The sequence below is a fragment of the Streptomyces sp. NPDC042100 genome (assembly GCF_055582325.1).
Window position 1 is genome coordinate 600,082 of sequence record NZ_JBVJDK010000002.1, and the last position, 25,900, is coordinate 625,981.

Below are 25,900 nucleotides of genomic sequence, written 5' to 3' on the forward strand. Positions count from 1 at the left end.
TCGTTCCCGCCTTCACACCGTCGTCGACCAGAAAGCCCCCGCCATGCCCAGCCCCCGCATCCCCTCCCCCGCCATAGCCGCCGCCGGGCTCGTCGGTGGGTACGCCGTCGCCAGGTGGACGAAGAAGCGGCCGCTCGGTGGGGTCGTGCTGGCCGTGGCCGGTGGGGTGGCGGCTCGGGAGTGGCGGGCGGTCGGTGGGGCGAAGGTCGCCGGTGGGCTGACGGGCGCGTACGTGGCCGCGTTCGCCGGGTCGCATGTGCTGGCGAAGAAGATCGGGGCGTGGCCCGCGGTGTTCGCCGTGGCCGGTGGGATGGCCGGGGCCGCGTACGCCGTGACCCGGCGCGCGGCCTAGGTCTAAGGGTTCGCGGGCGGAGGGAGCGGTGAGGCGCCGCTCCCCGTTCCGCGCTAGCCGCCGAGCGGGCGCACCTCGATGCTCCACGGGCCGTCCGCGCGCGCGTACGCCAGGCACGGGCCGGCCAAGGGGGCTTCGGCCTGCCAGGGGCCCGTGTGGTTGGCCAGGACGTCGAGGAAGCCCGAGCCGTCGGGGGCGAAGGTGTCGGTGAGGAAATAGCCGCCGTCGGAGGCGGTCGGGGTGCCCCGGTAGTGGAGGGGCGCGATCGCCGGGCCGCCCGTGGAGCGGAGGACGTCGGAGGCGGGGCGTTCCGCGTACGTGTGCAGGGTGACCGCGTCGGTCAGGTCCGTGAGCTCGATCGTCCACGGGGCCTCCGCCTGGATCCGCAGGGCCCGGACCGGGCGGTCGGCGGCGTTGGCCAGGGCGCGGGCGGCGAACGGGCCGTCCGTGTAGACGAGCCGGCCGCCCGCGCGGAGCCTGCCGTCCAGGGCGTCCACCACGAAGTGGCCCGGGCCGTGGTGCGTGATGCCGATGATCACCGGCTGCGCCCGTGGACAGCTCCACCACCCGGTCCGCGGTGCCGGTCGTCCGCTGGAGGACCGGGGCGCCCGCCGTGGTCAGGGCGGGCGCGGGCCGCCCCGGCGCGACAGGGGGGCGGGGCGAGGGTCTTGGAGACTCCGGTCAGAGGACGCGGGGTGAGCGCGGCGCCGCTCGGCTCGCTCCGTCTGTTCCGGCCCGTTCTCAGGTTGCCTGTGCTCCGGCTCAGCCAGTTGCTCATCGCGCTCCCCCGTCCGCGGTCGTGTCCAGCAGACCCTATCCCCCCGCCGCCCGGCTGACCGTGTAGATCAGCAGGCCCGCCAAGGCGCCGACCACCGTGCCGTTGATGCGGATGAACTGGAGGTCGCGGCCGATGTTCGCCTCGATCTTCTTGGAGGTCTGGGTGGCGTCCCAGCCCGCCACCGTGTCGGTGATCAGCGACGTGATCTCGGCGCGGTAGGTCGTGACCACGTACGCCGCCGCGTCCTCCGCCCAGCCCTCCACCTTCGTCTGGAGGCGCTCGTCCGAGGACAGGCGCTGGCCGAGCGAGATCAGGGAGGAGCGGGCGCGCCGGCGGAGCTGGCTCTGGTCGTCCTCCGCCGCGGCCAGGATCAGCGCCCGCACCGAGGACCACGCCGACGCGATGAGGTCCTGGACCTCGGGCCGGGAGACCAGGTCCGACTTCAGGCGCTCCACGCGCGCCCGCGTGTCGGTGTCCGACTGGAGGTCGGAGGCGAAGTCCGTCAGGAAGCGGTCGATCGCCCCGCGCGCCGGATGCGACGGCATGTCCCGCATCTCCGTCACGAAGCGGAGCAGCTCCTTGTAGACCCGCTCCCCGATGCGCCGGTCCACGAAGCGCGGCGTCCAGCCCGGCGCCCCGCCCTGCACCGCGTCCATCACCGAGTCCCCGTGCGTCACCAGCCAGTCGTGCGCCCGGGTGCAGACCAGGTCGACCGCTCGGTGGTGCGAGCCGTCCGCGACCATCCGCTCCAGGGTCTTGCCCAGCCCCGGGGCGATCTCGGCGGATTCCGCCCGCCGGGTGATCGCCTCCCCCACCACCGCCTGCACGTCCGAGTCGCGCAGCACCGTGAGGGCGCCGCGCAGCGCCGCCGCCAGCTCCGAGGTGACCCGGTCCGCGTGCGTCGGGTCCGCCAGCCACAGCCCGAGGCGGCGCGCGATGCCGAAGCCGCGCAGCCTGCCCCGTACGACGTCGGCGGAGAGGAAGTTCTCGCCCACGAAGGTGCCGAGCGACGCGCCGAGCTGGTCCTTCTTGGTGGGGATGATCGCCGTGTGCGGGATGGGGAGGCCCAGGGGGCGGCGGAACAGCGCCGTCACCGCGAACCAGTCCGCCAGCGCGCCCACCATGCCCGCCTCGGCCGCCGCGGCCACATAGCCCGCCCACGCGCCGGCGCCCTCGTTCTTCGCCCACGTGGCCAGGCCGAAGACCACCGCCACGAACCCGAGCAGGCCCGTCGCCAGCAGCTTCATCCGCCGGACGCCCTTGCTCTTCTCCTCGTCCGCCGCCGTGTACGTGAAGCTCACCATCACCTCACCTCCCTTTCTCCCTATCTCAGTGACTCCCGGGCGGCATCCGGAGTTCCCCCCGTTCCGGCGGTTCCGGGAGTTCCGGGGGTTCCCTCGCCTCCTCCGCCTCCGTACATCTTCGCGATCACCGCCTCGATGTCCGGCTCCCGCACCGACAGGTCCACCAGCGGGTACGCCGCCGCCACCGCCGACACCACCGGCGCCGCGGACGACTCCGCCGGGATCGCCAGCCACTGCCTCGGCCCCTCCGCCCGTACGAAACGGGCGCCCGGCACCTCGATCGGCCCCTCCTCCCGGGCCAGGTCCACCACCAGCAGCCGCTCGCTCCCGCCCGCGCGGTGCAGTCCGGCGAGCTCCCCGTCGTACATCAGGCGCCCGTGGTCGATCACCATCACCCGGCGGCACAGCTGCTCGATGTCGGTCAGGTCGTGGGTGGTGAGCAGCACCGTCGTGCCCCGGCTCGCGTTCAGCTCGCGCAGGAAGCCCCGCACCTTCGCCTTCGAGACCACGTCCAGGCCGATCGTCGGCTCGTCGAGGTACAGCACGTCCGGGTCGTGCAGCAGGGCCGCCGCGATGTCCCCGCGCATCCGCTGGCCGAGGGAGAGCTGGCGCACCGGCACGTCGAGCAGGTCGCCGAGGTCGAGCAGTTCGACGCAGCGGGCGAGGTTCTCGGCGTAGCGGGCGTCGGGGATCCGGTACATCCGGTGGACCAGCGTGTACGAGTCGCGCAGCGGCAGGTCCCACCAGAGGGTGGTGCGCTGGCCGAAGACCACCCCGATGCGGCGGGCCAGCCGGGTCCGCTCGCGCGCGGGGTCGATGCCGGCCACCCGCAGCCGGCCGCCGCTCGGCGTGAGGATGCCCGTCAGCATCTTGATCGTGGTCGACTTCCCGGCGCCGTTCGGGCCGATGTAGCCGACCATCTCCCCGCGCGCCACGGTGAACGAGATCCCGTCCACCGCCCTGACCTCCCGCTTCTCCCTGCGGAACAGGCCCGTCCGGCGGCGGACGGTGAAGACCTTCTCCAGGCCCTCCAGTTCGATGAAGGGGGTGGTCGGCGGGTGGGGGTGGTCGGTCGGGGGTTCCATCGGGTCTCCTCAGCTTCCTGTCGATCGGTAGCCGCGCAGCCCCGCCCGCCACGCCAGTCCCGCCGCCCCGCAGCACACCAGCGCCACCACCGGGGACAGGAACGCCGTCCAGCCCGGGATCCCGGCCGGCGGCGTCCTCCCCAGGACGTACAGGGCCGGCAGCCAGTTGACGAAGGCGAGCGGTACGACGAAGACGACGCCCCGCACCAGGTCCTGCGCGAAGATCGTCGGCGGGTACTGGAGCATCGTGTTCCCGCCGTACGTGAACGAGCTGGTCACCTCCGCCGCGTCCTGCAGCCAGAACAGCGTGGACGCCCCCAGCACCATCAGCGCCGCGAAGATCAGCGCGCCGCTCAGCAGCATCACCGGCACCAGCAGCAGCTTCAGTGCCGACCACTCCACGGAGTCCAGCAGCACCACGCCCCACCCCAGCACCAGCAGCCCCTGCGCCACCCGCCCGAGCCGCCGCAGCGCGAACTTGTCCGCCGCCACCTGGGCGAGGACCGGCGCCGGGCGCAGCAGGAAGGTGTCGAGCGAGCCGTCCCGCACCCGCTTGCCCATCCTCGGCAGCGAGCCCATCACGAGGTCGGCCACGGCGAACGAGGTCCCGGCCGTCCCGTACAGGAACGCGACCTCCGCGAACGAGAAGCCGCCGAGCCCCTTCACCTGACCGAACATCAGCAGGATCACGACGAAGTCGAAGAAGGTGACGAGGAAGGAGGAGAGGAGGGTCAGGACGAAGGAGGAGCGGTACGCGAGGGTGGAGCGGATCCACATGCCGGCCACCAGGCGGTATGTGCGCCAGGACTCGGCCGCGCCCGTCGTCGGGCGGTACGGACGCCAGGACTCGGCCGCGCCCGTCGTCGGGCGGTACGTGTGCGGGGACTCATCCACCCTGCACCACCACCTTCCGCGTCGCCAGCGCCTGCACCCCGCGCCCCGCCGCCAGCAGGGCCAGCGCCCAGCCGCCCTGGAAGGCGTACGCCCCCAGCAGTCCCCAGCCCTCGTACCGCCCCAGGTACACGTCGGCCGGCACCTGGAGCATCGAGGCCCAGGGCAGCACGCGCGCGAGCTCGCCCAGGGCGCCGGGGAAGACGTTCAGGGGGAGCAGCATCCCGGAGAAGAACAGGCCGCCGAGCCACGCCGCCTGGAGCACGCCCTGGCCGTCGAGCAGCCAGAAGGCGCTCATCGCCGCCAGGTACCAGAGGGCGAAGCTGACGACCGCGCCGAGCGCCACCGAGCCGAGGAACGCCGGCCAGGTCCACCAGTGCCCCGGCAGGGTCAGGTCGAAGACGAGGGCGCCGAAGAGCATGGGGGCGATCCCCCGGGCGAGCAGCTGGTAGGCGGCCCGGCCCAGGTTGGCGGCGAACCACCAGGCCTGGAGGTCGGCGGGGCGGTAGAGGTCCACGGCGATGTCGCCGGTCCTGATCCGCTCGACGAGCTCCTCCTCGAAGCCCCCGCCCATCAGTCCGCAGACGGTGATGAGGCCCTGGCCGATCCACACATAGGCGAGGGCGTCGCCGCTGTCGTACCCGCCGAGCGAGGGACGGGCGTCCCAGAGCGCGATGTAGGTGTACGACAGGATGAAGCCGAAGACGGTGTTGGTGAAGATCCCCGCCGCCGTGGCCACCCGGTAGGTGGCATGGCGTCTGAAGCCACCGGCGGCCACGGTCGCGTAGAGCCGCGGCATGTCCCTGCTCCCTCCGGCCGGTCATCGCACGCAAAGAGCACGACCTTAGAGGGAATTCCCGCGCCGTCGCGACCGATTTCCCGGATACGTGGGGGCAGGATGTGACGTTATGTCCCCTTCTTCCCGCATCCCCGGCGGCGGTACGGACGGCCCCCACCCGGCCGACTCCGCCTGGGCGCCCAGGGATCCGTCCGTCCCCGCACCCCCCGCACCCCCCGCTCCTCCCCGGCCCCGGCCCCGCCCCCGCTCCCTCCCCCGCCGGGTGCTGCGCGCGCTGCTCGGGCTGTCCGTCCTCGGCGGCCTGCTCCTCGCCGGCGGGCTCGCCGCCGGATACCTCCTGGTGGACATCCCGCCCGCCAACGCCGCCGCCGTCGCCCAGTCCAACCTCTTCCTCTACCGCGACGGCACCCCGATCGCCCGCGCCGGCGAGGTCGACCGGGAGAGCGTGGCGCTCGCGCGGATCCCCGCCGGGGTCCAGGACGCCGTGCTCGCCGCCGAGGACCGCGACTTCCACACCTCCCCCGCCGTGGACCCCCGCGCCATGCTCCGGGCCACCTGGAACACCCTCACCGGCAAGGGCCGCCAGTCCGGCTCGACCATCACCCAGCAGTACGTCAAGAACTACTACCTGGGCCAGGAGCAGACCCTCACCCGCAAGGCGAAGGAGTTCTTCATCGCGCTGAAGCTGGGCCGCGAGAAGAGCAAGGACGAGATCCTGGAGGGGTACCTGAACACCAGTTACTTCGGGCGCAACGCCTACGGGATCCAGGCCGCCGCCCGCGCGTACTACGGCAAGGACGCCAAGGACCTCGACACCTCCGAGGGCGCGTACCTCGCCTCGCTGCTCAACGCGCCCAACGCGTACGACGTCGCCGCCCACCCCGAGAACCGGCCGCGCGCCCTCGCCCGCTGGCGCTACGTCCTGGACGGCATGGTCACGGAGGGCCGGCTGACCCCCGCCGCCCGCGCCGCCGCCGTCTTCCCCGCCCCGCGCCCGGCCCACGCCTCGGCCGGGCTCTCGGGCCAGCGCGGCTACCTCGTGCAGGCGGTCGGGCAGTACCTGACCGAGCACCGGATCGTCGACGAGAAGACGCTGGCCGCGGGCGGCTTCCGGATCACCACCACCCTGGACCCGGCCAGGCAGGACGCCCTCGTCCGGGCCGTCGACGCGCACGTGACCGCCCGCCTGGACCCGGCCCGCAACCCCGCCGACCGGTACGTGCGGGTGGGGGGCGCGGCCGTCGAGCCGGGCAGCGGCCGGGTCGTCGCCCTCTACGGCGGCGTCGACTACACGCGGCAGTACGTCAACAACGCCACCCGCCGCGACTACCAGGTCGGCTCCACCTTCAAGCCCTTCGTCCTCGCCGCCGCGCTCCAGCACGGCGCGTTGACCCAGGAGGGTGAACGGATCACCCCGAACACCTTCTACGACGGCGACAACCGGCGCCCGGTACGCGGCTGGAACGGGGCCCCCTACGACCCGGCCAACGAGGACGACACGGACTACGGCGAGATCACCCTGCGCTCCGCCACCGACCACTCGGTCAACGCCGTGTACGCGCAGCTCGCCGTCGACGTCGGCCCCGGCCGGGTCCGCGAGGCGGCGGTCGCGCTCGGGCTGCCCGGGAACACCCCGGACCTCACCGCCTCCCCCTCCATCGCGCTCGGCCCGGCCACCGCGAGCGTCCTGGACCTCGCGCAGGCGTACGCGACGCTCGCCAACCACGGCGCCCACGGCACGTACACGCTGGTCGAACGGATCTCCCGGGGCGGCGAGGAGCTGGCGCTGCCCGGCACACCCGGTCCGGGCGGGGCGCGGCAGGCGATCGGCCGCGAGGCCGCCGACACGACGACGGCCGTGCTGCGCGGCGTCGTCCGCGACGGCACCGGCACGGCGGCGCTCGCGGCCGGGCGGCCGTCGGCGGGCAAGACGGGCACGGCCGAGGACGACAAGGCGGCCTGGTTCGCGGGCTACACCCCGGAGCTGGCGACGGTGGTCGCGCTGCTGGGCCAGGACCCGGAGTCGGGGCGGCAGGAGCCGCTGTACGGGGCGCTGGGCCTGCCCCGGATCAACGGGGGCGGGGCGCCCGCCGAGATCTGGGGCCAGTTCACCCGCGAGGCGCTCGCGGGGGTCGCGCCGAAGGAGTTCGACCTGCGGCTCCTGGAGGGCGCGGAGGAGCTGCCGGAGGTGCCGCCGGTACCGGACTTCCCGGACCCGGCACAGGGCCTGGAGGGCCCGGGAGCGCCCGGCCGGGGCCCGGGGCGGGCCCCGGCGGCGCCGAAGGGCGGGAGCCGGGAGCGGGAGCCGGAGCGCGCACGGGAGCGGACCCCGGATCCGGTACGGGAACCGGTCCGCGAGCCCGTACGGGCACCGGCACCGGCACCGATCCCGGCTCCGGAGCCGGATCCGGAGCCGGTACGGGAGGCACCGCCCGGGGCACCCCCGCTGCCGCTGCCGTTGCCGCCCACGACGACAGGGTCAGGAGCCCCCCGGTGAACGGGTGAACGGGTGAGCCGGTGAGCCGGTGCCCCGGCGGCGGCGCGGCGGGGGTCAGTGCCCCGAGGTCGCCTTCAGGCCGACCACGGCCACCAGCAGCAGACAGACGAAGAAGATCCGGGCGGCGGTCGCCGGCTCGCCGAGCACCAGCATGCCGAACACCGCCGCGCCGGCCGCGCCGATGCCGACCCAGACGCCGTAGGCGGTGCCGATCGGCAGGGTCTTGGCGGCCTGCGAGAGCAGCAGCATCGAGAGGACGATGCCCGCGCCGGTGAAGACGCTGGGCCAGAGACGGGTGAAGCCCTCGGTGTACTTCATGCCGATCGACCAGCCGACTTCGAGCAGACCGGCGATGATGAGCAGGACCCAGGCCATGACGACGAACCTCCGCGAGACGGGACTACAGGAGTGCGTCGTCTTGTCGTGTAGCCCGGTACGGCGCGTCTCGTCGGGTGTCCCCAGCCTAGCAAAGGACAGGCAAAAGGCCTGGTGACACCGGTCACCAGGCCGTCGTACGAGGGGGCGCGACTACAGGTAGAGCCCCGTGGAGTCGGACTGCCCCTGGAAGCGGTCGGCGGCGACGGCGTGCAGGTCGCGCTCGCGCATGAGGACGTACGCGACACCCCGCACCTCGACCTCGGCACGGTCCTCGGGGTCGTACAGGACCCGGTCGCCGATCTCGACGGTGCGGACGTTCTGCCCGACGGCGACGACCTCGGCCCAGGCCAGCCGCCGGCCGACGGCGGCGGTCGCCGGGATGAGGATGCCGCCGCCCGAGCGCCGTTCCCCCTCGGGGGTGTCGGTTCGGACCAGGACCCGGTCGTGGAGCATCCGGATGGGCAGCTTGTCGTGGGTGTTGTCGCTCACGACTCGAACCTACCTGGCCGGGCGTGTCGCCCGTACCCGGGACCGGGTGACCGGGCGGATCCCTTGCTCAGTCCTTGCCCTTGCGGGCGGAGGCGGCGATCAGGCCGACGACCGCGACGGCCACCAGCGCGACCGGCACCACGCGCTCCAGGCGGGGGGCGCCGTCCTCGTGGGTGAAGCGGGCCTTCACGTCCGAGACGGCGCGGTTGACCGCGACGAAGGCGCGGCCGGCGGTGTGGTCGACCGTGGCGGCGACCTTCGCCTTCGCGTCGCCGACGATCGTCTTCGGGTGCACCCGAATGCCGATCTCGTCGAGAGTGACGGCGAGCTGCTCGCGTCGGCGGACGATGTCCGCCTCGATCTGCGCAGGGGTCCTGGCGTCCGACACCGCGCTGCCTCCGTAGTCGTGTACCGGCGAGTACCGGCGTGTTCCGGTCGTCGGTGGACAGTCTGTCAGCTTCCGTGCCCGCGGGTCGTCCCCGACCCCCATTAGGCTCTGAACGCGTACGCGAACATTCCCGAGGAGAGCCATGAGCGAGCGACTGCAGCCCGGCGACACCGCCCCCGCCTTCACCCTGCCCGACGCGGACGGCAACGAGGTCTCCCTCGCGGACCACCAGGGCCGCAAGGTCATCGTCTACTTCTACCCGGCCGCCCTGACCCCCGGCTGCACCAAGCAGGCCTGCGACTTCACGGACAACCTGGAGCTGCTGGCGGGCGCGGGCTACGACGTGATCGGCGTGTCCCCGGACAAGCCGGAGAAGCTGGCGAAGTTCCGCGAGAAGGAGCACCTGAAGGTCACGCTGGTCGGCGACCCGGAGAAGAAGGTCCTGGAGGCGTACGGCGCCTTCGGCGAGAAGAAGCTGTACGGCAAGGTGGTGACGGGCGTGATCCGGTCCACGATCGTGGTGGACGAGGAGGGCAAGGTCGAGCGCGCCCTCTACAACGTGAAGGCGACCGGCCACGTAGCCAAGATCATCAAGGACCTGGGGATCTGACCCCCACTCCTGTGACGGAGGCTGCCCGGCCAGTAGCATGACCGGACAGCCTGCGGCCGTGGTGGAATTGGCAGTCACGCTGGGTTTAGGTCCCAGTGGGGTAAAACCCGTGGGGGTTCGAGTCCCCCCGGCCGCACTCGTTCGTCCGTCCGCTCGCGCGTCGACGCGCGAGCGTCAGCCCAACAGCTCCCGCACCACCGGCACCAGGGCTCGGAAGGCCTTGCCTCGGTGGCTGATCGCGTTCTTCTCGGCCGGGGTGAGTTCGGCGCAGGTGACGCTCAGGCCCTCCGGCTGGAGGATCGGGTCGTAGCCGAAGCCGTTGGTGCCCGCGGGGGTGTGGCGCAGGGTGCCCGGCATCCGGCCCTCGACGACGCGTTCGGTGCCGTCCGGCAGGGCGAGGGCGGCGGCGCAGGCGAAGTGGGCCGCGCGGTGCGGGGTGCCGATGTCGGAGAGCTGGGCGAGCAGCAGGTCCAGGTTGGCCTTGTCGTCGCCGTGGCGGCCGGCCCAGCGGGCCGAGAAGATGCCGGGGGCGCCGTTCAGGACGTCGACGCAGAGGCCCGAGTCGTCGGCGACGGCGGGCAGTCCGGTGGCCTGGGCGAGGGCGTGCGCCTTGAGGAGGGCGTTCTCCGCGAAGGTGACGCCGGTCTCCTTGACGTCGGGGATCTCGGGATACGCGTCCGCGCCGACGAGCTCGTGGTCGAGTCCGGCGTCGGCGAGGATCGCGTGCAGTTCGGTGATCTTGCCCGCGTTGCGGGTGGCGAGGATCAGACGGGTCATGTCCCGATTATCCGGGGCCGCGACGGGTTGCGGGCACGGCCCCGGTCCGGTGCGGCTAGCCGGGGGTGCAGACCTTGCCGACCTCGGTCGCCGCGTCGGTGATCGGCTTGATGTCGGGGGTCGCGTCGCCGTTCTTGACGGCCGTACGGACGGTGTCGACGCCCTTGGTGAGGTCGTCCACCGCCTTGGTGAGGTCCGCGTTGTCCGTCGTGTTCTTGAGGTTGCCCAGCTCCGTGTCGATGCTGTTCAGGGCCTCCTCGATCTGCGTCGGGTCGTTGGAGGCGCTGGAGACGGCCTGGGAGAGCTTGTCGACCGAGGTGGCGATGGCGTCGGCGGTCTTGACGCAGTCCATGGCCTTGTCGAGCGCACCGCAGCCGACCAGGCCGGTGAGTGCGGCGGCGGTGGCGACGGCGAGCGCTATGGAGCGGCGGCGCTTCAAGAGTTGGGTCCTCCCCCTCGTACCTGCGTGTGTGGACGGGGCGCACGGTTCGACCCGTGCGCCCGTATCCAGACAGACGTCGGGGGCCGTCAGAGAGTTCCTTCGAGCGCCTTGCGCTGGATCTCGGCCAGTTCGGCGCAGCCGCCGGAGGCCAGGTCGAGGAGGGCGTTGAGCTCCTCGCGGTCGAAGGGCTCGGCCTCGGCGGTGCCCTGGACCTCGACGAAGCGGCCGTCGCCGGTGCAGACGACGTTCATGTCGGTGTCGGCGCGGACGTCCTCCTCGTAGCAGAGGTCGAGGAGCGGGGTGCCGTCGACGATGCCGACGGAGACGGCGGCGACGGTGCCGGTCAGCGGCTTGCGGCCGGCCTTGACCAGCTTCTTGCCCTGCGCCCAGGCGACGGCGTCGGCGAGGGCGACGTACGCGCCGGTGATGGCGGCGGTGCGGGTGCCGCCGTCGGCCTGGAGGACGTCGCAGTCGAGGACGATGGTGTTCTCGCCGAGCGCCTTGTAGTCGATGACGGCGCGCAGGGAGCGTCCGATGAGGCGGGAGATCTCGTGGGTCCGGCCGCCGATCTTGCCTCGGACGGACTCGCGGTCGCCACGGGTGTTGGTGGCGCGGGGGAGCATCGAGTACTCACCGGTGACCCAGCCCTCGCCGCTGCCCTTGCGCCAGCGGGGGACGCCCTCGGTGACGGAGGCGGTGCAGAAGACCTTGGTGTCGCCGAAGGAGACGAGGACGGAGCCCTCGGCGTGCTTGCTCCATCCGCGTTCGATGGTGACGGGGCGGAGCTGTTCGGGGGTACGGCCGTCGATACGAGACATGGGTCGAGCGTAGCCGCACCTGACGAAGGGCCCGCTCCCCTGCCGGAACGGGCCCTTCGGTGCTGTGTCAGTCGCGCGAGCGACGGCTCACATCATGTCTTCGATGTCGGCGGCGATCGGGTCCGCGTCGGTACCGATGACGACCTGGATGGCGGTGCCCATCTTCACGACGCCGTGGGCGCCGGCGGCCTTGAGGGCGACCTCGTCGACCTTGGACGGGTCGACGACCTCGGTGCGGAGGCGGGTGATGCAGCCCTCGACCTCTTCGATGTTCTCGATGCCACCGAGCCCGGCGACGATCTTCTCAGCCTTGCTGGCCATGTGTTTCTCCCTGTCCGTTCCGTTCAAAGAACGTGAATCTCGGCGCACCGAAGGTCCGCTTTGTCACGGTAACCCACGGTTGGACCAGTCTCGCGAGCGAAGTCCGCCGTTCTGCCGAAAGATGACGATCACCGGCGGCCTGCCCACGATCGGCCCCGGGGAGCCTATCGCAACTGGTCTACACCAGTACGAACGAGAGCCGGGTCCGGAACATTCCGGAGTCCGTGTCGGGTCAGGGAGGACGCCGATGAGCAGTACGAGCGCCGCAGCCGCACCGAAGAAGTCGCCATGGGGCGGCTTCTTCCAAGGGCTGCAGAAGATGGGCCGCAGCCTTCAGCTGCCCATCGCCGTCCTCCCCGCGGCCGGCATCATCGGCCGACTGGGCCAGCCGGACGTCTTCGGTGACGACGGGCTGGGCTGGACGGACGTCGCCAAGGTCATGGCGGGAGCGGGCGGCGCCCTGCTCGACGCCGAACTCGGCCTCCCCCTGCTGTTCTGCATCGGCGTCGCCATCGGCATGGCGAAGAAGTCGGACGGCTCCACCGCCCTCGCCGCCGTGGCCGGCTTCCTCGTCTACCGGGGCGTGCTGCACGCCTTCCCGAAGGACTGCCCGACCGGCACCAAGGACATCGGCGGCGGCTGCCTCGGCGTCGACGACTCCTTCGCCGGCTACACGTACCAGAACCCGGGCGTCTTCGGCGGCATCGTGATGGGCCTGCTGGCCGCCTACTTCTGGCAGAAGTACCACCGGGTCAAGCTGGTCGACTGGCTCGGCTTCTTCAACGGGCGCCGGCTCGTCCCCATCATCATGTCCTTCGTCGGCATCGCCTTCGCCGCGCTCTGCCTGTGGATCTGGCCGCCGATCGGCGACGGCCTGGAGAGCTTCTCCGACTGGCTCGTCGGCCTCGGCTCCTGGGGCTCCGGCATCTTCGGCGTGGCCAACCGCGCGCTGCTGGTCATCGGCCTGCACCAGTTCCTCAACGTGCCGGTCTGGTTCCAGTTCGGCTCGTACACCAAGCCGGACGGCACGGTGGTCCACGGCGACATCAGCATGTTCCTCGCGGGCGACCCGGACGCCGGACAGTTCACCTCGGGCTTCTTCCCGATCATGATGTTCGCGCTGCCCGCCGCCGCGCTGGCGATCACCCACTGCGCCAAGCCGCACCGGCGCAAGCAGGTCGGCGGCCTGATGCTCTCGGTCGGCCTGACCTCGTTCGTCACCGGCATCACCGAGCCGCTGGAGTACTCGTTCCTCTTCATCGCGCCGGTGCTGTACGCGATCCACGCGGTGCTGACCGGTGTGTCGATGGCGGTGACCTGGGCGCTCGGCGTGCACGACGGCTTCAGCTTCTCGGCCGGCCTGATCGACTACGTGATCAACTGGGGCCTGGCGACCAAGCCATGGATGATCATTCCGATCGGCCTCTGTTTCGCCGTCGTCTACTACGTGCTCTTCCGCTTCGCGATCACCAAGTTCAACCTGCCGACCCCGGGCCGCGAGCCCGAGGAGCTGGAGGAGGAACTGGAGCGGGACAACACGAAGGCATAACGCCCGGACGGGCTTTCGCCCCGGCCCCAAGGCCCTCGGACCTCATGGTCCGGGGGCCTTATGTCGTTCGTTGTCCAGCTATGGCTCGGGCCGCAAAATTCGAAGGTTCCTTATCTAAGTCACACGTGCTACAACTGGTCTACACCATTAATTGGTGTAGACCACGCGGTCCAGACCACCGCGTTCCACGAGACGCCGCCGTCACCCCCTTTCACTGTCCTCTGGCGGCGCCTTGCCCACTGGAGGAAGTTGTGTCCACGGCTAGCGCCGCCCCCGCGGCCAAGAAGAAGGGCTCCGGCGCGATGGCTGTCTTGCAGCGCATCGGCCGCAGCCTCATGCTGCCGGTCGCCGTGCTGCCCGCCGCCGCGCTGCTGGTCCGGTTCGGCCAGGCAGACATGCTCGGCAGGGAGTCGTTCCCGGACTTCGTCAACAAGCTCGCCAGCTACATGGCCGCCGGCGGTAGCGCGCTGCTGGACAACATGGCGCTGCTGTTCTGCGTCGGCATCGCCATCGGCTTCGCGAAGAAGTCGGACGGCTCCACCGCGCTGGCCGCCGTGACCGGCTACCTGGTCTTCCAGAAGGTGCTCGCCACCTTCACCGACAGCAACCTGCCGAAGGTCGCCGCCGTCGCCGACGGCAAGATCGTCATGAACGACGCCCCGGTCAACGCCGGCGTCCTCGGCGGCGTCATCATGGGCATCATCGTGGCCCTGCTGTACCAGAAGTTCTACCGGACCAAGCTGCCGGACTGGGCGGGCTTCTTCGGTGGCCGTCGCCTGGTCCCGATCCTCTCCGCCTTCGCGGGTCTGGTCATCGGCATCGTGATGGGTCTCATCTGGCCGGTGCTCGGCTCGATCATCCACAACTTCGGTGAGTGGCTGGTCGGCTCCGGCGCCGTCGGCGCGGGCATCTTCGGTGTCGCCAACCGCGCGCTGATCCCCGTCGGCATGCACCACCTGCTCAACTCCTTCCCGTGGTTCCAGGCCGGCAGCTACACCGACGGCGGCGTGGACTACCACGGCGACATCGCGCGCTTCCTGCACGGCGACCCGACCGCCGGCCAGTTCATGACCGGCTTCTTCCCGATCATGATGTTCGCCCTCCCGGCGGCCTGCCTCGCGATCACCCACTGTGCCCGCCCGGAGCGCCGCAAGATCGTCGGCGGCATGATGTTCTCCCTCGCGCTCACCGCCTTCGTCACCGGCGTGACCGAGCCGATCGAGTTCACCTTCATGTTCATCGCCCCGGTCCTCTACGCGGTCCACGCGCTGCTGACCGGTGTCTCCCTGGCGCTCACCTGGGCCCTCGGCATGAAGGACGGCTTCGGCTTCTCGGCCGGCGCGGTCGACTTCCTGCTCAACCTGGGCATCGCGTCCAAGCCGTGGCTGCTGGCCCTGGTCGGCCTCTGCTTCGCCGCCCTGTACTACGTGGTCTTCCGCTTCGCGATCACCAAGTTCAACATCCCGACGCCGGGCCGCGAGTCCGACGAGGAGCTGGCCGAGCTGCAGAAGGCCGAGGCCAAGTAAGCCGGTACGGCCGCCCCGGCACCGCCGGACAGCCGACAGCGAAGGGCCCCGGAACCGACAGGTTCCGGGGCCCTTCCCGTATGCCCGGCCGCCATGGGGCGGCTCCTGACCGGAGCCGCCCCCGGCTCAGACCTCGTACACCGCGCCCGCGTACGCCAGCTCCGCCGGCCCCGGGTACACCGCGCGCGCGTCCGACAGGTTCCGCTCGCCGTCCGTCCACGGCGGGATGTGCGTCAGCACCAGCCGGCCCACCTCCGCGCGGGCGGCCTGGGCGCCGGCCTCGCGCCCGTTGAGGTGGAGGGCCGGGATGTCCTCCTTGCCGTGGGTGAAGGAGGCCTCGCACAGGAAGAGGTCCGCCCCGCGCGCCAGCTCGTCCAGCGCGTCGCACACCCCGGTGTCCCCCGAGTAGGTCAGCGAACGGCCCCCGTGCTCGACCCGGATCGCGTACGCCTCGACCGGGTGGCACACCTTCTCCGTGCGCACCGAGAACGGGCCGATCTCGAACGAGGCCGACTTCAGCGTGCGGAAGTCGAAGACCTCGGCCATCGCGTGCGGCGAGGGCGTGTCCGCGTACGCCGTGGTCAGCCGCTGCTCCGCGCCCTCCGGGGCGTAGACGGGGATGGCCTCGCAGCGGCCCCCCTCGTGGCGGTAGTAGCGCGCGACGAAGTACCCGCACATGTCGATGCAGTGGTCGGCGTGCAGATGGCTCAGGAAGATCGCGTCCAGGTCGTACAGACCGATGTGGCGCTGCAGCTCGCCCAGGGCGCCGTTGCCCATGTCGAGGAGCAGCCGGAAGCCGTCGGCCTCTACGAGGTAGCTGGAGCAGGCCGATTCCGCGGACGGGAACGAACCTGAGCAGCCGACGACGGTGAGCTTCATGGAGCGTGAACCTCCGTGGACGGGTGCGCGGGGCGCGGGGAGGGGAGGTCGTGCGATCTGTCGAGCGTACGGCGCGCTACGCCCCGTCGCTCCTCCGTGGCGGCCCGTTGTGGGCGAACTCACGGGCGCTGTCACCGGTTCGGATGGATGGCGGGGCGTCCGGGCGGTGCGGGGGCGGCGACGGTACGGTCTTGAGGTATGGACACGTCGTGGTGGCCCGCGCTGGCCGCGGTCGTGGTGCTGGCGCTGATCGCGGCCGTCACCGAGGGGCGCCGCCGTTCGGCGCGCCGCCCCGAGGGCCGCAGCCGTCCGCCGGCCCGCCCGACCCGGCCGGCGGCCCCGGGCGGCAGGCCCGCGCGCGGCCGGCCCGCCCGGGGGAAGGCGCCTTCGGGGCGGCTGCCGGGGCCGGGTGAGATCTGGTGGGCGGAGGTGCCGTTCGAGGACGGCCCGGGTTCGAAGGACCGCCCGTGCCTGGTGCTCGGGGTGCGCGGGGAGCGGGCCCTGGTCGCCAAGATCACCAGCAAGTACCACGACGAGCGGCCCGGGGTGATCGCGCTGCCGCCGGGCTCGGTGGGCGACGCGCAGGGGCGGCCGAGCTTCCTGGAGACGGACGAGCTGCGGGAGGTCCCGCTGGCGGACTTCCGCCGCAGGGTGGGGACGGCGGACCCGGTGGTCTGGGACCAGGTCCGCCATCTGGCGCGCTGAGGACGGGCGGTGGGGGGATCGGGGGATCCGGGGGGACGGGGCCGGGCCTCAGGCCCAGAGCTGGTCCTGGACCGCCGCGATCGCCTCCTCCGTCGTCGCCGCCGTGTAGAGGCCGGTCGACAGGTACTTCCAGCCGCCGTCGGCCACGATGAAGACGATGTCGGCGCTCTCTCCGGCCTTGACCGCCTTGTTGCCGACGCCGATGGCCGCGTGCAGGGCCGCGCCGGTGGAGACGCCCGCGAAGATGCCCTCCTGCTGGAGCAGGTCGCGGGTGCGGGTGACCGCGTCGGCCGAGCCGACCGAGAAGCGGGTGGTGAGGACGGAGGCGTCGTACAGCTCGGGGACGAAGCCCTCGTCGAGGTTGCGCAGGCCGTAGACCAGGTCGTCGTACCGGGGTTCGGCGGCGACGATCCTGACGTCGGGCTTGTGCTCGCGCAGGTAGCGGCCGACGCCCATGAGGGTGCCGGTGGTGCCGAGGCCCGCCACGAAGTGGGTGATCGACGGCAGGTCGGCGAGGATCTCGGGGCCGGTGCCGGCGTAGTGGGCGCCCGCGTTGTCCGGGTTGCCGTACTGGTAGAGCATCACCCAGGACGGGTTCTCGGCCGCGAGCTCCTTGGCGACGCGGACCGCCGTGTTGGAACCGCCCGCCGCGGGGGACGAGATGATCTCGGCGCCCCACATGGCGAGCAGCTGGCGGCGCTCCTCGCTGGTGTTCTCCGGCATGACGCAGACGATCCGGTAGCCCTTGAGCTTGGCCGCCATCGCGAGCGAGATGCCGGTGTTGCCGCTGGTGGGCTCCAGGATGGTGCAGCCGGGGGTGAGCCGGCCGTCCTTCTCGGCCTGCTCGATCATGTGGAGCGCGGGGCGGTCCTTGACCGAGCCGGTGGGGTTGCGGTCCTCCAGCTTGGCCCAGATGCGGACCTCGTCCGAGGGGGACAGCCGCGGCAGCCGGACCAGGGGGGTGTGGCCGACCGCCGCCAGCGGGGAGTCGTAGCGCATGTGGATCAGACCATGCCACCCGCGACCGCGGGCAGGATCGTGACGTTGTCGCCGTCGGTGAGCTTGGTGTCGATGCCGTCGAGGAAGCGCACGTCCTCGTCGTTGAGGTAGACGTTGACGAAGCGGCGCAGCTTGCCCTCGTCCACGATGCGGGCCTCGATCCCGGCGTGGCGGGTCTCCAGGTCGGCGAAGAGCTCGGCGAGGGTGCCGCCGCTGCCCTCGACGGCCTTGGCGCCGTCGGTGTAGGTGCGGAGGATGGTCGGGACGCGGACCTCGATGGCCATGGGGTGGGCTCCTGTCGGAAGGGGCTCGTACGGGCGGGTGGCGTGCTGGGCGCGCGGCTGGGGCCCCCGCGCGGGGGCTCGTGCTGGCGGGGTGCGCTCGGTCCGGGCGTGTCAGAGCGCGGCGCGCGGCGTACAGATCGCGCTGGCGAGGCGGCACAGATCGACGTGCAGGCGCGCGACGAGCAGGGGTGTGCCCGGCGTCTCTTCGCTCACGTCGTGGGAAACCATGCGGTCATCGTATCGATTCCCGGTCCGGGTTCCGGAATGTGATCTCACATGACGGACAGTTTCTGACCAACGGGCGGACGGGGCAGATAGACGACGAGCGGCGTGCCGGTGGCCGGATGCGGGATGACCTCGGCTTCCACCCCGTAGACCCGCTTCAGCAGCTCCGGGGTGAGCACCTCGGACGGCGCGCCCTCGGCGACGACCCGGCCCCGGTCCAGGACGTAGAGCCGGTCGCAGTGGGCGGCGGCGAGGGTCAGGTCGTGCAGGGCGAGGAGGTTGGTGGTGCCCAAATGGCGGACGAGGGAGAGCACTTCAAGCTGGTAGCGGATGTCCAGGTGGTTGGTGGGCTCGTCGAGCACGAGCAGCGCCGGGTCCTGGACGAGCGCCCGCGCGACCAGCGCCCGCTGCCGCTCGCCGCCGGACAGCTCGGGGTAGGGACGGTCGGCGAGGCCGAGGATGCCGACCCGGTCGAGCGCCGCGTCCGCCCGCTCCCGGTCGTCCGCGGTGTCGCCCTCCCAGAAGCGCTTGTGCGGGGAGCGGCCGAGGGCGACCAGTTCGCGGACGGTCAGCTCGAATTCGAGGGCGCTCTCCTGCGGCACGGTCGCCACCCGGCGGGCCCGGGCCCGGGGACCCATGGCGCGCAGGTCCTCGCCGTCGAGGAGGGCGCGGCCGGAGGTGGCGGCGAGGGTGCCGTAGACGCAGCGCAGCAGGGTGGTCTTGCCGCTGCCGTTGGGGCCGACGAGGCCGACGGTCTCGCCGGGGCGGGCGACGAGGCCGGCCTCGTACAGCCGCCCTTCGTAGCCGAGGGCCTCGATCCGCAGTTCGGCCGTACGGGGAGGGGTCACAGGGTCGCTCCGTCCGCGCGGCGGCGCATCAGCCAGAGGAAGAAGGGGCCGCCGGTGAGGGCGGTGAGCACGCCGACCGGGATGTCCTGGGGCGCGGCGACGGTGCGCGCGGCGAGGTCGGCGAGGACGAGGGCGAGCGCCCCGCCGAGGGCGGCGACCGGGAGCAGCCGCCGGTGCGGCGCGCCCACGGCCATCCGGGCGGCGTGCGGGACCATCAGGCCGATGAAGCCGACGGCGCCGCTGGCCGCGACCATGACGGCGGTGACGAGCGAGGCGAGGACGAAGACGGCGGCGCGGAAGCGGGCGGTGTCCAGGCCGAGGACGGTGGCGCCCTCCTCACCGACCAGCAGCAGGTCGAGCGGGCGGGCGAGGGTGAGCAGGACGCCGATGCCGAGGGCCAGGACGGCGGCGGGCAGCACGAGGCTGTCCCAGCGGGCGCTGCCGAGGCCGCCGAGGGACCAGTAGAGGGCCTCCTGGAACTGCTCGGGCCGGCCGGCTACGACCAGCAGCAGCGTGGTGAGGGCGGACAGGATGTACGAGACGGCGACCCCGGCGAGGACGAGCCGGGCGCCGGTCATGGTGCCGCCGCGCCGGGCCAGGGCGTAGACGAGGACGAGGGCGAGCAGGGCGCCGGCGAAGGCCCCGGCGGGCAGGGCGACGGTGGTGGTGATCCCGCCGGCCACCCCGAGGACGAGCACGCAGACGGCCCCGGCCGAGGCTCCGGAGGAGATGCCGAGCAGGAAGGGGTCGGCGAGCCGGTTGCGGACGAGGGCCTGGAGGACGGCGCCGACGACGGCGAGCCCGGCGCCGACGACCGCCCCGAGCAGCACCCGGGGCAGCCGCACGTCGAGCACGATGGTGCGGTACGGGGAGGGCCCGGCCCGCCCGGTCAGGATGTCGAGCACCTGGCCGGGCGGGATGCGGACGGAGCCGAGCGCGAGGGCGGCGACGACGGCCGCGGCGAGCGCCACGAGCAGTCCGGCGACGACCGCCGTGTGGCGGAGCCGGGTCGTCGGACGGTGGGTCATCGAGCGGCGGGGTGGAGCTGCGCGGCCAGCTTGGCGACGGCGGCGGGGGCACGGACGCCGAGGACCGCGTCGGAGAGCGGGAGCACGGCGAAGCGGCGGTTCTTGACGGCCGGGACCTCGCGCAGGGCGGGGTCGTCGAGGAGCCGCTTCTTCTTCTGCTCGACGGTGGTGGAGCCGTAGTCGTAGATGACGATCACGTCGGGCTCGCGGTCGACGACCTGCTCCCAGGTGGCGTCGCCGAAGGTCTTGTCGAGGTCGGAGAAGACGTTCCGGCCGCCCGCGCGGGTGATCAGCTCGTTGCCGATGCCCTTGCCGCCGGCGGTGAAGGCGGTCTTGTCGCCGCTGTCGTAGACGAAGACGGAGACGGGCGCGGCGCCCTTCAGGCGCTGCTCCGCGGCGGCGACCCCGGCCCGCGCCTCGCGGTTCCATGCCTCGGCCCGGTCGGGGACGCCGAAGGTGCGGCCGACCTCGGTGACCTCGCGGTAGACGTCGTCGAGGGCGGTGCGGCCGGAGGGGCAGTACTCGGTGTTGAGGCGGGTGGCGATGCCGGAGCGCCCCAGGTCGTCCCGGGAGCGGCCGGCCTTGGCGTCGAAGGCGGAGGAGTAACCGCCGTACACGAAGTCGGGGTTCGCGGCGAGCAGCGCCTCCTTGGAGGGGTACTCCTTGGCGAGCACGGGGACGGCGTCGTACGCCTTCTTGTAGGCGGGGAGGACCGCGTCGTCCAGGTAGGCGGTGCCGACCAGCGACTTCTGCAGGCCGAGGGCGAGCATGACCTCGGTGACGTGCTGGTTCATGGTGACCGCGCGCTTCGGCGGGGCCTGATAGGTGGTGGTCACACCGCAGTTGGTGACGGTGTACGGGAAGCCGGGGGCGGCCTTCGCGCCCTTGTCGGCGCCGGGGGTGCTCGCGGGGGCGGAGCAGGCGGCGAGCAGGGGTATGAGCGCGGCGGCGGTGAGCAGCGGGCGACGCCAGGACATGGGCAGGCCTCCAGACGGGGATCCGCGTCCCCGGTCGGTACTGGCAGGCGGCAGGTCAGTTCCTGGCTTCCGGCCCTGGTCAGGGGCGGGTCACAGTGGCGGGACCGTGCCGGATTCGCACCGGCTTCCTGGGTCCTGCCGCCCTCGTTTGCCGACAGTGTCTCACCCGGCCCGCGGACTACTCGTACGCCTCCACGATCTCGACCTCCTCCTCCGTCACGACGCCGTCGACGATCGTGTAGGAGCGGAACTGGAAGGGCCCGGCGTCGTCGGTGTCGGCGGTGGAGACGAGGACGTAGTGGGCGCCCGGCTCGTTGGCGTAGGTGATGTCGGTGCGGGACGGGTACGCCTCGGTGGCGGTGTGCGAGTGGTAGACGATCACGGGCTCCTCGTCCCGGTCGTCCATGTCGCGGTAGAGCTTGAGCAGGTCCGCGGAGTCGAACTCGTAGAAGGTCGGCGAGCGCGCCGCGTTCAGCATCGGGATGAAGCGCTCGGGGCGGCCGCTGCCGACCGGACCGGCGACCACGCCGCAGGCCTCGTCGGGGTGGTCCGCGCGGGAGTGTTCCACGATCTGGTCGTACAGGGCCCGGGTGATGGTCAGCATGCCTAGAGGATAAGCAGACGGGCCGTTCCGTACCGAGAAGTGGTACGGAACGGCCCGCATACTGAGACTGTGCAGGTCAGGTCAGGTCCGGCCCAGTCAGGGCAGATCAGGCCCGGTCAGGGCAGGTCGGCCCGGGACCGGCCGGGTCAGGACTCGGCCGACTCCTTGCCGGCTCCCCGGTCGGCGCGCTTGGCGAAGGCGGCGCCCTCGGGGTCGCGGCTCTTAAGGACCAGGTAGGCGACGGCCAGCAGCAGGCCCCAGACCGGCGCGCCGTAGAGCGCGACCCGGTTGCCGGCGTCCATGGCCATCGTCACCACGACCATCGCGATGAAGGCGAGCGAGAAGACGCTGAACCAGATGCCGCCCGGCGCCTTGAAGGAGGAGTGCGGCAGCTCGCCCCGGTCCGCCTTGAGGCGGTAGCGGATCTGGCAGATCAGGATGACGATCCAGGCCCACATGCCGGAGATGGTGGCGAAGGAGACGACGTAGTTGAACGCCTCGCCGGGCCACTGGTAGTTGACCCAGACGCCGACCATCATCAGCGCGGCGGAGAAGGTGGTGCCGACCAGCGGCGTGCCCGACCGGGTGAGCCTGGTGAAGACCTTCGGGCCCTGCCCGTTGAGCGCGAGGTCGCGCAGCATCCGGCCGGTGGAGTACATACCGGAGTTGCAGGAGGACAGCGCGGCCGTCAGGACGACGAAGTTGACGATGGCGGCGCCGATGCCGAGGCCCATCTTCTCGAAGGCCGCGACGAAGGGGCTGACACCCGGCTGGAACTCGGTCCACGGGACGACCGACAGGATCATGATCAGCGCGCCGACGTAGAAGACGGCGATGCGCCACGGCACGGTGTTGATCGCCTTCGGCAGCACCGTCTTCGGGTCCTTGGACTCGCCCGCGGTGACGCCGACCAGCTCGACGGCGAGGAAGGCGAACATGACCATCTGGAGGGTCATCAGGGTGGAGAAGATGCCGTCCTTGCCGGCGAAGAAGCCGCCGAGGTCCCACAGGTGGGTGACGGAGGCGGTGTCACCGGCGTCGGAGAAGCCGAGGGTGAGGATGCCGGCGCAGATCAGGATCATGCCGACGATCGCGGTGACCTTGACCATCGAGAACCAGAACTCGAGCTCGCCGAAGAGCTTCACGGAGATCAGGTTGGCGCCGTACAGGACGATGGTGAAGACCAGGGCGGAGAGCCACTGCGGGATGTCCCACCAGTACGTCATGTAGGTGGCGGCGGCGGTGACCTCGGTGATGCCGGTGACGACCCAGAAGAGCCAGTAGGTCCAGCCGGTCGCGAAGCCCGCGAAGGGGCCGATGAACTCGCGGGCGTACTCCGAGAAGGAGCCCGACACCGGGCGGTACATGAGGAGCTCGCCGAGCGCCCGCATGATGAAGAAGATGACGAGGCCCGCGACGGCGTACGCGAGGATCAGGCTGGGTCCCGCGATGGAGATGCCCTTGCCGGCGCCCAGGAACAGGCCGGTGCCGATGGCGCCGCCGATCGCGATCATCTGGATCTGACGGGCGCCGAGCGCCCGGTGGTAACCCTCGCCCGAGGCGGAGTCCGCGGCCTCATTGCCGTCGTGCTGCTTGTCGACCTGCACTGAGGTCATGGTGGTGCGCCTTTCTCCATGCCGATCCGCGCGACTGCGAGTGCGTCTGCCGCGGACCAGGTCCTGATCCCCCCGGATGTGGATGGAGTGCTACCGGCGGTCAGCCGGCCAAAGCGCCCCCGGGAACAAGGGTGGCGTCCCCGGGTGGTCGTGAAGATTTATCACGGGCTCAACCGTGATCGACGGGGGGCGCTGTGGCACGAACCACACAAAAAGACGGACAAAAGGGACTCAATGGAGCAAAGACGGTCACTTGGGTAACGCATTCGTTATCCGGATTTGAGCGTCCGCTGAGCGAACACCCCCGGAACGGGCCCCGGGGACCCCCGGAACGGGCCCCCGCTACGACAGGAGCGTCTCCACGAGTGACTCCTGAAGCGCGCCCAGCCACAGATAGGCCATCACCATCGGCTTGCGCGGATCGGAGTCGGGCAGCCGGTACAGCTGCTCGCTCTCGTCGTCGTCGGTCACCTCAAGGCGGGTGCCGATGGTCAGCCGCAGGTCGTTGAGCGTGCCCAGCCAGGCCCGGGAGGCGTCGGGCGCCAGCTTGAGGACCGCGCCGCCCTCCCCCGTCGCGTCGACGGCCGGCGAGTCGAGGCCGCGCACCACCACCAGGGCGTCCTCGCGCTTGCGGGCGCGCAGGTCGTTCTCCGTGTAGCGGCGGAAGTCCGAGGCGGCCTGCCGCAGCTCGTCGGTGCCGTCCCCGTACGCGTCGGGGAAGAGCCGGCGCAGCGCCGGGTCGGAGGGCGGCTCGCTCGGCCCCTCGGCGAACAGCGCGGCCAGCGGGTCCTCGCCCTCCACCGGCTCGTCGCCGGGCCCGATCAGCTCCAGGAGCTGCACGGCCAGCGAGCGGAGGATGGAGATCTCGACCTCGTCGAGCGCGATGGCGGCGCCGCCGCCGGGCAGCGGCTCGAAGCGGCCGGCCATCAGCCGCGGTCCTGGGTGAGGGTCGCCCACAGCCCGTAGCCGTGCATCGCCTGCACGTCCCGCTCCATCTCCTCGCGGGTGCCGCTGGAGACCACGGCCCGGCCCTTGTTGTGCACGTCGAGCATCAGCTTGTGCGCCTTGTCCTTGGAGTAGCCGAAGTACGCCTGGAACACGTACGTGACATAGCTCATCAGGTTGACCGGGTCGTTGTGCACGAGGGTCACCCAGGGCACGTCGGGTTCGACGACGGCGGAGACCTCCTCGGCCGATTCGGTCCGTTCGATCTCGATAGGCGCAACGCTCACCCCGTCCATGCTGCCACCCCGACCGCCCCACCGCACAAACGGGTGCCCTTCTCGGCGCGCCAGTATTCGTCAGAGTGACGAATACTGCGGTAGCATCCTCCTATGAACGCTGCGGACCTTGGGCTGCCGGTGGACGTTCCGTCGACGGCGCTCTTCACCGATCAGTACGAGCTGACGATGCTCCAGGCGGCCTTGCGGGCCGGCACCGCGGACCGCCGGTCCGTCTTCGAGGTCTTCACCCGCCGGCTGCCCGAGGGGCGCCGCTACGGGGTCGTCGCCGGCACCGGCCGGGTGCTGGACGCCGTCGAGAACTTCCGCTTCGACGCGGACGTGCTCGGCTTCCTGCGCGAGCGCGGGATCGTCGACGAGCCGACCCTGGAGTGGCTGGCCGGCTACCGCTTCTCCGGCGACATCTGGGGCTACCCGGAGGGCGAGGTCTACTTCCCGGGCTCGCCGCTGCTGCGGGTGGAGGGCTCCTTCGCCGAGTGCGTGCTCCTGGAGACCGTGATCCTCTCGATCCTCAACCACGACTCGGCCATCGCCGCCGCCGCCTCCCGGATGTCGGCCGCGGCGGGCGGCCGGCGGCTCATCGAGATGGGTGCCCGGCGCACCCACGAGCTCGCCGCCGTCGCCTCCTCGCGCGCCGCCTACGTGGGCGGCTTCGACTCCACCTCGGACCTGGCGGCCGGCTTCCGCTACGGCATCCCCACCGTCGGCACCTCCGCCCACGCCTTCACCCTGCTGCACGACAGCGAGCGGGACGCCTTCCGGGCCCAGGTCGACTCGCTGGGCAGCGGCACCACCCTGCTCGTGGACACCTACGACGTGGCCGAGGCCGTCCGGACCGCCGTCGAGGTGGCCGGACCCGGGCTCGGTGCGGTCCGGATCGACTCCGGCGACCTGCTGCTCGTCGCCCACCGGGTGCGCGCGCAGCTCGACGAGCTGGGCGCCCGGGACACCCGGATCGTGGTCACCTCCGACCTCGACGAGTACGCCATCGCCTCGCTCGCGGCGGCGCCCGTCGACGCGTACGGGGTCGGCACCCAGCTCGTCACCGGCAGCGGGCACCCCACCTGCTCGATGGTCTACAAGCTGGTCGCCCGCGCCTCCTCGGCCGACCCCAGGGCGCCGCTGGTGCCGGTCGCCAAGAAGTCCGTGGGCGGCAAGGCGTCCATCGGCGGGCGCAAGTGGGCCGCGCGCCGCACCGACGCGGCCGGGGTCGCCGAGGCCGAGGTCGTCGGCACCGGCCCCGTCCCGGCCGCGCTGGCCGACCGGCAGCTCCTGGTGGAGCTGGTGAAGGGCGGGACGGTGGTGGCCCGCGAGCCGCTGGAGGCGGCCCGCTCCCGGCACATCGCGGCCCGCGCCGGGCTGCCGATGTCCGCGATCCAGCTCTCCCGGGGCGAGCCCGTGCTGCCGACCGAGTACGCGTAGCCGCGGACGGCCCGCCGCGCGCCCCGAGGAGGCGCCCGAACGCCGGTGGACGCCCCCTCCCCTCCGGA

30 protein-coding genes, 1 tRNA gene and 2 riboswitches are annotated in these 25,900 nt (G+C 71.9%); of the genes, 8 read left to right on the forward strand and 23 right to left on the reverse strand.

What is annotated here, in order from left to right; genetic code table 11:
- Nucleotides 1–43: 43 nt before the first annotated feature.
- Nucleotides 44–352 carry a hypothetical protein gene (locus ACZ6J5_RS06840; protein WP_469388404.1) on the forward strand — a complete coding sequence of 103 codons (309 nt, stop codon included), beginning with the start codon at nucleotides 44–46 and terminating at the stop codon, nucleotides 350–352.
- A gap of 53 nt (nucleotides 353–405) precedes the next feature.
- Here ACZ6J5_RS06840 and ACZ6J5_RS06845 read toward each other — a convergent pair whose 3' ends face one another.
- From ACZ6J5_RS06845 to ACZ6J5_RS06865, 5 genes are all read right to left on the reverse strand, one after another.
- On the reverse strand, nucleotides 406–891 hold the full coding sequence (locus ACZ6J5_RS06845; protein WP_469388405.1) for a hypothetical protein: 486 nt from the start codon (nucleotides 889–891) through the stop codon (nucleotides 406–408).
- A 274-nt stretch (nucleotides 892–1,165) separates the two neighbouring features.
- Nucleotides 1,166–2,434, reverse strand: a complete 1,269-nt coding sequence (locus ACZ6J5_RS06850) for a DUF445 domain-containing protein (RefSeq protein ID WP_469388406.1) — start codon at nucleotides 2,432–2,434, stop codon at nucleotides 1,166–1,168.
- Nucleotides 2,435–2,454: 20 nt separating this feature from the next.
- Complete coding sequence (locus ACZ6J5_RS06855) at nucleotides 2,455–3,519, reverse strand: ABC transporter ATP-binding protein (protein WP_469388408.1); 1,065 nt, start codon at nucleotides 3,517–3,519, stop codon at nucleotides 2,455–2,457.
- A gap of 9 nt (nucleotides 3,520–3,528) precedes the next feature.
- Nucleotides 3,529–4,413 (reverse strand): ABC transporter permease, encoded by an 885-nt coding sequence (locus tag ACZ6J5_RS06860; protein WP_469388409.1) that lies wholly within the window; start codon nucleotides 4,411–4,413, stop codon nucleotides 3,529–3,531.
- Nucleotides 4,406–5,209, reverse strand: a complete 804-nt coding sequence (locus ACZ6J5_RS06865; RefSeq protein WP_469388411.1) for an ABC transporter permease — start codon at nucleotides 5,207–5,209, stop codon at nucleotides 4,406–4,408. Before ACZ6J5_RS06865 ends, ACZ6J5_RS06860 begins: the two co-directional genes overlap by 8 nt.
- A 109-nt stretch (nucleotides 5,210–5,318) precedes the next feature.
- Between ACZ6J5_RS06865 and ACZ6J5_RS06870 the strand changes: the two genes are divergently transcribed.
- Entirely contained in the window at nucleotides 5,319–7,706 is a 2,388-nt protein-coding gene (locus ACZ6J5_RS06870) for a transglycosylase domain-containing protein (protein ID WP_469388414.1), read from the forward strand.
- Between the two features lie 54 nt (nucleotides 7,707–7,760).
- On the opposite strand, the gene ACZ6J5_RS06875 is transcribed toward ACZ6J5_RS06870, so the two are convergent.
- The 3 genes from ACZ6J5_RS06875 to ACZ6J5_RS06885 form a co-directional block, all read right to left on the reverse strand.
- Entirely contained in the window at nucleotides 7,761–8,081 is a 321-nt protein-coding gene (locus ACZ6J5_RS06875) for a DMT family transporter (protein ID WP_469388417.1), read from the reverse strand.
- A gap of 32 nt (nucleotides 8,082–8,113) precedes the next feature.
- A riboswitch (guanidine-III (ykkC-III) riboswitch) is annotated at nucleotides 8,114–8,185 on the reverse strand.
- A gap of 49 nt (nucleotides 8,186–8,234) precedes the next feature.
- Nucleotides 8,235–8,573, reverse strand: coding sequence for a GroES family chaperonin (locus ACZ6J5_RS06880; RefSeq protein WP_046911984.1), 339 nt, complete (start codon nucleotides 8,571–8,573; stop codon nucleotides 8,235–8,237).
- Nucleotides 8,574–8,640: 67 nt separating this feature from the next.
- Entirely contained in the window at nucleotides 8,641–8,961 is a 321-nt protein-coding gene (locus ACZ6J5_RS06885) for a DUF3618 domain-containing protein (protein WP_469388419.1), read from the reverse strand.
- A gap of 142 nt (nucleotides 8,962–9,103) precedes the next feature.
- On the opposite strand from ACZ6J5_RS06885, the gene bcp reads away from it, so the two are divergent.
- Both bcp and ACZ6J5_RS06895 read left to right on the forward strand, forming a co-directional pair.
- Nucleotides 9,104–9,571, forward strand: a complete 468-nt coding sequence (bcp, locus tag ACZ6J5_RS06890; RefSeq protein ID WP_469388421.1) for a thioredoxin-dependent thiol peroxidase — start codon at nucleotides 9,104–9,106, stop codon at nucleotides 9,569–9,571.
- A gap of 52 nt (nucleotides 9,572–9,623) precedes the next feature.
- Nucleotides 9,624–9,707: transfer RNA gene (locus ACZ6J5_RS06895), tRNA-Leu, on the forward strand.
- 38 nt (nucleotides 9,708–9,745) lie between these two features.
- On the opposite strand, the gene rdgB is transcribed toward ACZ6J5_RS06895, so the two are convergent.
- The 4 genes from rdgB to ACZ6J5_RS06915 form a co-directional block, all read right to left on the reverse strand.
- The gene (rdgB, locus tag ACZ6J5_RS06900) at nucleotides 9,746–10,348 is read right to left on the reverse strand and encodes an RdgB/HAM1 family non-canonical purine NTP pyrophosphatase (RefSeq protein ID WP_469388423.1); all 603 of its coding nucleotides are present in this window, start codon (nucleotides 10,346–10,348) and stop codon (nucleotides 9,746–9,748) included.
- Between the two features lie 55 nt (nucleotides 10,349–10,403).
- A complete protein-coding gene (locus ACZ6J5_RS06905) occupies nucleotides 10,404–10,787 on the reverse strand; it encodes a hypothetical protein (RefSeq protein WP_362476106.1) in 384 nt (127 codons plus the stop codon).
- An 89-nt stretch (nucleotides 10,788–10,876) separates the two neighbouring features.
- The gene (rph, locus tag ACZ6J5_RS06910; protein ID WP_469388427.1) at nucleotides 10,877–11,608 is read right to left on the reverse strand and encodes a ribonuclease PH; all 732 of its coding nucleotides are present in this window, start codon (nucleotides 11,606–11,608) and stop codon (nucleotides 10,877–10,879) included.
- 87 nt (nucleotides 11,609–11,695) lie between these two features.
- Nucleotides 11,696–11,929 (reverse strand): PTS sugar transporter subunit IIB, encoded by a 234-nt coding sequence (locus ACZ6J5_RS06915; protein WP_354607871.1) that lies wholly within the window; start codon nucleotides 11,927–11,929, stop codon nucleotides 11,696–11,698.
- Between the two features lie 247 nt (nucleotides 11,930–12,176).
- Between ACZ6J5_RS06915 and ACZ6J5_RS06920 the strand changes: the two genes are divergently transcribed.
- Nucleotides 12,177–13,478 carry a PTS transporter subunit EIIC gene (locus ACZ6J5_RS06920; RefSeq protein ID WP_469388430.1) on the forward strand — a complete coding sequence of 434 codons (1,302 nt, stop codon included), beginning with the start codon at nucleotides 12,177–12,179 and terminating at the stop codon, nucleotides 13,476–13,478.
- Nucleotides 13,479–13,729: 251 nt separating this feature from the next.
- Nucleotides 13,730–15,004, forward strand: a complete 1,275-nt coding sequence (locus ACZ6J5_RS06925; protein WP_469388432.1) for a PTS transporter subunit EIIC — start codon at nucleotides 13,730–13,732, stop codon at nucleotides 15,002–15,004.
- A 126-nt stretch (nucleotides 15,005–15,130) separates the two neighbouring features.
- Here ACZ6J5_RS06925 and ACZ6J5_RS06930 read toward each other — a convergent pair whose 3' ends face one another.
- On the reverse strand, nucleotides 15,131–15,883 hold the full coding sequence (locus ACZ6J5_RS06930; protein WP_469388435.1) for an MBL fold metallo-hydrolase: 753 nt from the start codon (nucleotides 15,881–15,883) through the stop codon (nucleotides 15,131–15,133).
- 198 nt (nucleotides 15,884–16,081) lie between these two features.
- Between ACZ6J5_RS06930 and ACZ6J5_RS06935 the strand changes: the two genes are divergently transcribed.
- Complete coding sequence (locus ACZ6J5_RS06935; RefSeq protein WP_469388437.1) at nucleotides 16,082–16,588, forward strand: type II toxin-antitoxin system PemK/MazF family toxin; 507 nt, start codon at nucleotides 16,082–16,084, stop codon at nucleotides 16,586–16,588.
- A 48-nt stretch (nucleotides 16,589–16,636) separates the two neighbouring features.
- On the opposite strand, the gene ACZ6J5_RS06940 is transcribed toward ACZ6J5_RS06935, so the two are convergent.
- The 10 genes from ACZ6J5_RS06940 to clpS form a co-directional block, all read right to left on the reverse strand.
- Entirely contained in the window at nucleotides 16,637–17,587 is a 951-nt protein-coding gene (locus ACZ6J5_RS06940) for a PLP-dependent cysteine synthase family protein (RefSeq protein WP_469388438.1), read from the reverse strand.
- 5 nt (nucleotides 17,588–17,592) lie between these two features.
- The gene (locus ACZ6J5_RS06945; RefSeq protein ID WP_469388440.1) at nucleotides 17,593–17,871 is read right to left on the reverse strand and encodes a MoaD/ThiS family protein; all 279 of its coding nucleotides are present in this window, start codon (nucleotides 17,869–17,871) and stop codon (nucleotides 17,593–17,595) included.
- A 111-nt stretch (nucleotides 17,872–17,982) separates the two neighbouring features.
- Complete coding sequence (locus ACZ6J5_RS06950) at nucleotides 17,983–18,099, reverse strand: putative leader peptide (protein ID WP_338058663.1); 117 nt, start codon at nucleotides 18,097–18,099, stop codon at nucleotides 17,983–17,985.
- A 44-nt stretch (nucleotides 18,100–18,143) separates the two neighbouring features.
- On the reverse strand, nucleotides 18,144–18,944 hold the full coding sequence (locus ACZ6J5_RS06955; protein ID WP_469388443.1) for an ABC transporter ATP-binding protein: 801 nt from the start codon (nucleotides 18,942–18,944) through the stop codon (nucleotides 18,144–18,146).
- Nucleotides 18,941–19,972 carry a FecCD family ABC transporter permease gene (locus tag ACZ6J5_RS06960; RefSeq protein ID WP_469388445.1) on the reverse strand — a complete coding sequence of 344 codons (1,032 nt, stop codon included), beginning with the start codon at nucleotides 19,970–19,972 and terminating at the stop codon, nucleotides 18,941–18,943. The genes ACZ6J5_RS06955 and ACZ6J5_RS06960 overlap by 4 nt, the downstream gene beginning before the upstream one ends.
- Nucleotides 19,969–20,949, reverse strand: coding sequence for an ABC transporter substrate-binding protein (locus ACZ6J5_RS06965; RefSeq protein ID WP_469388447.1), 981 nt, complete (start codon nucleotides 20,947–20,949; stop codon nucleotides 19,969–19,971). Before ACZ6J5_RS06965 ends, ACZ6J5_RS06960 begins: the two co-directional genes overlap by 4 nt.
- A 36-nt stretch (nucleotides 20,950–20,985) precedes the next feature.
- Nucleotides 20,986–21,103, reverse strand: a riboswitch (cobalamin riboswitch).
- A 24-nt stretch (nucleotides 21,104–21,127) separates the two neighbouring features.
- Nucleotides 21,128–21,553, reverse strand: coding sequence for a M67 family metallopeptidase (locus tag ACZ6J5_RS06970; RefSeq protein WP_469388449.1), 426 nt, complete (start codon nucleotides 21,551–21,553; stop codon nucleotides 21,128–21,130).
- Between the two features lie 146 nt (nucleotides 21,554–21,699).
- Nucleotides 21,700–23,169, reverse strand: coding sequence for an amino acid permease (locus ACZ6J5_RS06975; protein WP_469388451.1), 1,470 nt, complete (start codon nucleotides 23,167–23,169; stop codon nucleotides 21,700–21,702).
- Between the two features lie 342 nt (nucleotides 23,170–23,511).
- Nucleotides 23,512–24,096: a DUF2017 domain-containing protein gene (locus tag ACZ6J5_RS06980; RefSeq protein ID WP_469388453.1), complete on the reverse strand. Its 585-nt coding sequence runs from the start codon at nucleotides 24,094–24,096 to the stop codon at nucleotides 23,512–23,514.
- Entirely contained in the window at nucleotides 24,096–24,401 is a 306-nt protein-coding gene (gene clpS, locus ACZ6J5_RS06985) for an ATP-dependent Clp protease adapter ClpS (protein ID WP_329420925.1), read from the reverse strand. Before clpS ends, ACZ6J5_RS06980 begins: the two co-directional genes overlap by 1 nt.
- 102 nt (nucleotides 24,402–24,503) lie before the next feature.
- Between clpS and ACZ6J5_RS06990 the strand changes: the two genes are divergently transcribed.
- Entirely contained in the window at nucleotides 24,504–25,832 is a 1,329-nt protein-coding gene (locus ACZ6J5_RS06990) for a nicotinate phosphoribosyltransferase (protein WP_469388456.1), read from the forward strand.
- Nucleotides 25,833–25,900: the final 68 nt, after the last annotated feature.

Excerpts from the sequence above, each read along its gene's own strand:
- ACZ6J5_RS06840 (WP_469388404.1), top strand. The coding sequence starts at position 44 with ATGCCCAGCCCCCGCATCCCCTCCCCCGCCATAGCCGCCGCCGGGCTC.
- ACZ6J5_RS06850 (WP_469388406.1), bottom strand. The coding sequence starts at position 2,434 with ATGGTGAGCTTCACGTACACGGCGGCGGACGAGGAGAAGAGCAAGGGC.
- ACZ6J5_RS06855 (WP_469388408.1), bottom strand. The coding sequence starts at position 3,519 with ATGGAACCCCCGACCGACCACCCCCACCCGCCGACCACCCCCTTCATC.
- ACZ6J5_RS06865 (WP_469388411.1), bottom strand. The coding sequence starts at position 5,209 with ATGCCGCGGCTCTACGCGACCGTGGCCGCCGGTGGCTTCAGACGCCAT.
- ACZ6J5_RS06870 (WP_469388414.1), top strand. The coding sequence starts at position 5,319 with ATGTCCCCTTCTTCCCGCATCCCCGGCGGCGGTACGGACGGCCCCCAC.
- ACZ6J5_RS06875 (WP_469388417.1), bottom strand. The coding sequence starts at position 8,081 with ATGGCCTGGGTCCTGCTCATCATCGCCGGTCTGCTCGAAGTCGGCTGG.
- bcp (WP_469388421.1), top strand. The coding sequence starts at position 9,104 with ATGAGCGAGCGACTGCAGCCCGGCGACACCGCCCCCGCCTTCACCCTG.
- rdgB (WP_469388423.1), bottom strand. The coding sequence starts at position 10,348 with ATGACCCGTCTGATCCTCGCCACCCGCAACGCGGGCAAGATCACCGAA.
- rph (WP_469388427.1), bottom strand. The coding sequence starts at position 11,608 with ATGTCTCGTATCGACGGCCGTACCCCCGAACAGCTCCGCCCCGTCACC.
- ACZ6J5_RS06915 (WP_354607871.1), bottom strand. The coding sequence starts at position 11,929 with ATGGCCAGCAAGGCTGAGAAGATCGTCGCCGGGCTCGGTGGCATCGAG.
- ACZ6J5_RS06920 (WP_469388430.1), top strand. The coding sequence starts at position 12,177 with ATGAGCAGTACGAGCGCCGCAGCCGCACCGAAGAAGTCGCCATGGGGC.
- ACZ6J5_RS06930 (WP_469388435.1), bottom strand. The coding sequence starts at position 15,883 with ATGAAGCTCACCGTCGTCGGCTGCTCAGGTTCGTTCCCGTCCGCGGAA.
- ACZ6J5_RS06935 (WP_469388437.1), top strand. The coding sequence starts at position 16,082 with ATGGACACGTCGTGGTGGCCCGCGCTGGCCGCGGTCGTGGTGCTGGCG.
- ACZ6J5_RS06940 (WP_469388438.1), bottom strand. The coding sequence starts at position 17,587 with ATGCGCTACGACTCCCCGCTGGCGGCGGTCGGCCACACCCCCCTGGTC.
- ACZ6J5_RS06945 (WP_469388440.1), bottom strand. The coding sequence starts at position 17,871 with ATGGCCATCGAGGTCCGCGTCCCGACCATCCTCCGCACCTACACCGAC.
- ACZ6J5_RS06950 (WP_338058663.1), bottom strand. The coding sequence starts at position 18,099 with ATGGTTTCCCACGACGTGAGCGAAGAGACGCCGGGCACACCCCTGCTC.
- ACZ6J5_RS06960 (WP_469388445.1), bottom strand. The coding sequence starts at position 19,972 with ATGACCCACCGTCCGACGACCCGGCTCCGCCACACGGCGGTCGTCGCC.
- ACZ6J5_RS06965 (WP_469388447.1), bottom strand. The coding sequence starts at position 20,949 with ATGTCCTGGCGTCGCCCGCTGCTCACCGCCGCCGCGCTCATACCCCTG.
- ACZ6J5_RS06970 (WP_469388449.1), bottom strand. The coding sequence starts at position 21,553 with ATGCTGACCATCACCCGGGCCCTGTACGACCAGATCGTGGAACACTCC.
- ACZ6J5_RS06975 (WP_469388451.1), bottom strand. The coding sequence starts at position 23,169 with ATGACCTCAGTGCAGGTCGACAAGCAGCACGACGGCAATGAGGCCGCG.
- ACZ6J5_RS06980 (WP_469388453.1), bottom strand. The coding sequence starts at position 24,096 with ATGGCCGGCCGCTTCGAGCCGCTGCCCGGCGGCGGCGCCGCCATCGCG.
- ACZ6J5_RS06990 (WP_469388456.1), top strand. The coding sequence starts at position 24,504 with ATGAACGCTGCGGACCTTGGGCTGCCGGTGGACGTTCCGTCGACGGCG.